Below are 5,904 nucleotides of genomic sequence, written 5' to 3'. Positions count from 1 at the left end.
ACCGGCAGCCAGCGCCCGCGCTCCCGCGAGCAGACCAGCACGGTCCTCGGCCACGACAACAGCCCGGTGCTCGAACACACCACGCGTCGATGCCAGCGAGAAGCCGATATCGATCGAGTTGTGCTCGGCCACCTGCGATATCAGGCGGGCAGCCTGGGCGGCAAGAGCCGCACCACTGCGGGCCGAGAGCATCCACGGCAATACAGCCGGCAGCGAATCCAGCGCCGGAGTTGGCTCCGCGACCGGCTCGGTCATCGGGGCCTGCTCGATGATGACGTGAGCATTCGTGCCACTGATACCGAACGACGACACACCAGCACGACGCGGCCGATCCGCCACCGGCCACGCCACCGACTCGGTCAACAACCGCACATGGCCCTCGGACCAATCAACCTTCGTCGAGGGCTGATCGACATGCAGGGTCTGCGGCAGCAGCCCGTGCCGCATCGCCATCACCATCTTGATCACACCGCCCACACCCGCGGCGGCTTGGGAATGACCGATGTTGGACTTCAACGACCCCAGCCACAACGGACGATCCGCCGCACGATCCTGCCCATACGTCGCCAACAGCGCTTGCGCCTCGATCGGATCACCCAACGTGGTACCGGTGCCGTGGGCCTCCACCGCGTCGACCTCGTCCGGAGAGATACCGGCGTTCGCCAGCGCTTGGCGGATCACCCGCTGCTGCGACGGACCGTTCGGCGCGGAGAAGCCATTCGAGGCGCCATCCTGATTCACCGCCGAACCGGCAAGCACCGCCAGCACCTGATGACCGTTGCGGCGAGCGTCGGACAACCGTTCCAACACCAGTACACCGGCACCTTCGGACCAACCGACACCATCGGCCGTGTCGGCGAAGGACTTACACCGACCGTCCGGCGACAACCCCCGCTGCCGCCCGAATTCGAGGAACATATCAGGGGTCGCCATCACGGCCACACCACCGGCCAATGCCAGATCGCACTCCCCCGACCGCAGCGACTGCCCGGCCAGATGCATTGCCACCAGCGACGACGAACATGCCGTATCCACGGTGACCGACGGCCCTTCCAGGCCGAACACATACGACACCCGACCCGAGACCAAACTGCCGGCGGAACCGCTACCGGTCCCGGTTGCTCGGGCGTAGTCGTGGTACATCAGACCGGTGAACACCCCGGTGGAGCTGCCACGCAGCACCGCAGGATCGACACCGGCCCGTTCCAGCGCCTCCCACGACACCTCCAACAGCAACCGCTGCTGCGGATCCATCATCGTGGCCTCGTTCGGACTGATCCCGAAGAAGTCGGCGTCGAATTCGGCTGCGGAGTACAAGAACCCGCCACTACGCGTATAGGTCTTGCCTGCCTTACCGGGCTCGGGATCGTAGATGCCCTCGATGTCCCAGCCGCGATCCACCGGCATCGCACCGGTGGTGTCAACGCCCGAGACGACCAGATTCCACAGATCCTCCGGCGAAGCGACACCACCGGGATAGCGACAGGCCATCGCCACCACCGCGATCGGCTCGTCGTCGGCTCGGACCCGACTGACCGCGCGCTCTTCGAGAGCTTCGGTACCGGTGATTTGCGTACCGATGAACTCGGCCACGACTTGTGGATTGGGGTAATCGAAGATGAGCGTGGCCGGGAGTAGCAGACCGGTCGCGGTGTTGAGCTTGTTGCGGAACTCGATGGCGCTCAACGAGTCGAACCCGAGCTGCTGGAAAGCCTGCTGGGGTGCAACAGCAACGAGGGAGGCGTGTCCGAGAATCTCGGCGGCAACCGCGCGGACAAGGTCGACCAGGGCACTATTGCGGTCGGCATCCGACAGGCCCGCTAGCTGCTGCAGGAACGCCTGACCCGCCGAGGTCCGGCTGTGGCGGCGCACCGGAATCGGTGCGATCGCGCGCACGAGAGCCGGGACCTGCTCGCCCCTGGTTCGAAGCACCGCCGGATCGACCCGCAGCGCTACCAGCTGAGCGGTATCGGTGGCAATCGCCGCATCGAACAACGCCAGACCCTCGGCCTCGGTCAGCGGCGGGAAGCCCTGCCTGCGCATCCGATCGAAATCGTCCTCGGACAGCTCCGTACCAAGACCGCTCGATCGCGCCCACAACCCGTAATCGAGAGAGGTCCCAGGCAATCCCAGACCGCGTCGATGCACCGCGAGGGCATCCAGGAAGACATTCGCCGCAGCGTAATTGGCTTGACCAGCGGCCAGCACCAGCCCACCCGCCGAGGACAACAGCACGAACAGCGACAGCGACCGATCACGCGTGAGCTCGTGCAGATGCCACGCCGCATCGACCTTGGGCCGGAACACATACTCGATCCGGTCCGCCGTCATCGACTCGATCACACCGTGATCGGCAGTTCCCGCCGCATGAACCACGCCCACCAGCGGATGCTCGTCGGAGACGCCGTCCAGCAGCGCGGCCAGCGCAGACCGCTCGGACACATCACACGCGGCAATGGTGACCGCAGCGCCGAGCCCGACCAACTCTGCACGCAACTCGGCGGCACCGGGAGCGTGCAGGCCACGCCGAGACGTCAAAAGCAGATGCCGCACACCATGTTCGGTCACCAGATGCCGAGCGATCACCGCACCCAGACCACCCGTGCCACCGGTCACCAGCACGGTGCCCGGCTCGGACAGCCGAATGATCGTGCCGGGTGCGCGGCGGGCCAACCGCGGCACGAGCAGGGTCGTGCCACGCAGCGCGGCCTCCGGTTCCCCAGCGGCGGCTGCCACCGCGGTCGCGACAGCGAACAGGTCAACGTCCTGATCCAGATCGACGAGCTGGAACCGAGCCGGGTGCTCGGCCTGCGCAGCACGCAGCAGCCCCCACACCGGCGACTGATCCAGACGCACCTGCTCGGAATCGGCAACGGCCACTGCTTGCTTGGTCAGCACAACCAAACGGGAAGCGGCGAAACGGGTTTCGGCCAGCCAACCCTGGACGGTGTCGAGCACACCGGTCACGACCTGCCGGGCCGCCGCTGTCGGCGGACCGTCGGGCAGCGGGCACTCGAGCAGCACGATGTCGGGAACAACCGGCTCCTCGGCCGCATCCAGATCGGTGATCAACGCCGCGAGATCACGATAGCGCCGCATCGCACCGGAACCCCGGTCACCGCGGTTCCGGCCGGAACCGAGTACCGCCACGCGGCCCGGCTCGACATGCACCGCCGACGACGGCGCAACGGTGACCCATTCCACGCCGAAGAGGGCATCCGACAACCGGTCCGCGCCCAGGCGCTCGGCCGATACCGGCCGAGACACCAGAGCGCCCACCGACAGCACCGGCCGGCCCTGGTCATCGGCTATCTGCACGGCGAAGTTGTCGCCTTCGAGGACGCTGCGTACCCGCACGGCGGCGGCACCTGCCGAGTGCACGACCACCCGGTTCCAGGCGAAAGGCAGCACCGCGGAACCGTTTCCGCTGTGCCGACCATGAATGATCCCGGCGTGCAAGGCCGAGTCGAACAATGCGGGATGGATTCCGAAACCCTTGGCGTCCTGCGGATCCGGCAGCGCGACCTCGGCGAACAATTCATCGCCGCGCCGCCATGCCGCCTGCAAACCCTGGAAGAACGGGCCATACCCGTAACCGAGTTCGAGCAACTCGTCATAGGCTCCGTCGACGTCCAACGGCTGCGCGCCCACCGGAGGCCACGAAGTCAGATCGAAATCAGCCACGGCGTCCCCCGGGGCGAGCACACCCTCGGCGTGCAGCGACCACGCACCCGCTGCGTCCGGTCGAGAATGGACGGTCAGTCGTCGGCGACCGGCCTCGTCGGCAGCGGCCACCACGACCTGTACCGCGACACTGCCTTCGGCGGGCAACGTCAACGGGGTGTGCAGGACAAGCTCGTCCACCACCGCGCAGCCCAGCAGACCGCCGACATAGCCAGCCAGCTCGACGAATCCGGTACCCGGCAGCAATACGACTCCGTGCACGCGGTGATCGGCCAGCCATTCAACGGAGTCCACCGACCACCGGCCGGTGAAGCTGACTGCACCCGAATCCGGGTGCGGCACAACGGCACCGAGCAAGGGGTGGTCCACCGTATCGAGCCCGACGGCGGTGATTCCGCCGAGTTCGGCACCGAGCCACGACTGGGCCAACATCTGCTTGGCATCGAGCCAGAACCGCTCGTGTTGGAAGGCATAGGTGGGCAAGTCGATTCGCCGGGCTCCGGTACCGGCGTAGCGACCGGCCCAGTCGACCTCGGCACCGGCCACGAACAACCCTGCCACCGCATTCGATACGGTTGCGGCAGCTGCGTGGCCACGTCTGGTCACAGCGACTGTCGTTGCGTCACTGAGAGTTTGGGCGACCATCGGGGTCAGGACTGCGTCGGGCCCGACCTCGGCGAACCTGGCGACACCCAGGCCCGCCATCGCGGTAACCGCATCGGCGAACCGCACCGTGTCCCGGACCTGACCGACCCAATACGACGGATCCGACATCTCATCGGTCACCTGGGCACCGGTCACCGTCGACACCAACGGAAGGCTCGGCCGACCGAACGCCAAACCCTCTATCGCCGAAGCGAACTCGCCCAGCATCGGCTCCATCAACGCCGAATGGAACGCATGCGACACCCGCAACCTGTGTATGCGCCAACCTTGTTCGACGCACCGATCGGCAACAGCCACGACATCGTTCTCGACACCGGAAAGCACCACCGACGACGGGCCGTTGACCGCCGCGATCGACACCCCACCGGCCAGCAGCGGTAGTACATCGGCCTCCGACGCATCGACCGCCACCATCGCCCCGCCTGCGGGCAGCGCCCACATCAACCGGCCGCGCGCGGCCACCAACACACACGCATCCGACAACGACAACACACCGGCCACATGCGCGGCAGCGACCTCACCAATCGAATGACCCGCCACCACATCAGCACGCACACCCCACGATTCCAGCAACCGGAACAACGCCACCTCGAACGCGAACAAACCCGCCTGCGCGAACACGGTCCGGTCGATCAGGTCATCGCTCACCAAAGCAGCGCTCAGCGAAACCGATTGCCCCAGTAGCGGATCCAGTTCAGCCACGATCGCATCGAAAGCCTCGGCGAACACCGGATACGCACCGCGCAGCTCAGTAGCCATACCCGCCCACTGCGCACCCTGACCCGAAAACACCACACCCGTCGAACCCGACACCACACGACCGGACACCACACCGGGAGCCGGCACACCGGCAGCCAATGCCCGCACACCGGCCAGCAGATCGTCACGCCCCTCGGCCACGACAACCCCGCGATGCTCGAACACACTGCGCGCCGACGCCAACGAGAAACCGATATCAATCGGATCGTGTTCGCCCACATGCGATGTCAAACGATCGGCCTGATCGGCAAGAGCATGGCTACTGCGTGCCGAAACCACCCACGGCAACACAGCCGGGACAGTCCGCACAACCGGCACCGGGGCAGGCTCCACCACCGGGGCCTGTTCCAGGATGACGTGGGCGTTGGTGCCGCTGATACCGAACGAGGACACACCGACGCGGCGCGGCCGATCGGTCACGGGCCATGGCCGCGGCTCGGTCAGCAGCCGCACATGACCCTCGGACCAATCAACCTTCGTCGAGGGCTGATCAACATGCAGAGTTCGCGGCAGCAGCCCGTGCCGCATCGCCATCACCATCTTGATCACACCACCCACACCCGCAGCGGCCTGGGTGTGACCGATGTTGGACTTCAACGACCCCAGCCACAGCGGACGATCCGCATCACGGTCCTGCCCATAGGTAGCAAGCAAGGCTTGGGCTTCGATCGGATCACCCAACGTGGTACCAGTGCCGTGGGCCTCGACCACATCCACCTCGACCGGCGACACCCCGGCATTCGCCAACGCCTGCCGAATCACCCGCCGCTGCGACGGACCGTTCGGCGCGGTCAA

The 5,904-nt window shown here is 66.5% G+C and carries 1 protein-coding gene; it reads right to left on the bottom strand.

Features of this window, described 5'->3' with window-relative positions; translation table 11 throughout:
* A partial coding sequence (locus ACWEO2_RS44105; protein ID WP_452410846.1) for a type I polyketide synthase occupies positions 1 to 5,904 on the bottom strand: 5,904 nt, incomplete at both ends.

It is taken from the genome of Nocardia sp. NPDC004278, from assembly GCF_053602975.1.
The sequence above is the reverse complement of the archived record's forward strand: the minus strand, read 5'-3'. Positions and strand labels throughout refer to the sequence as shown.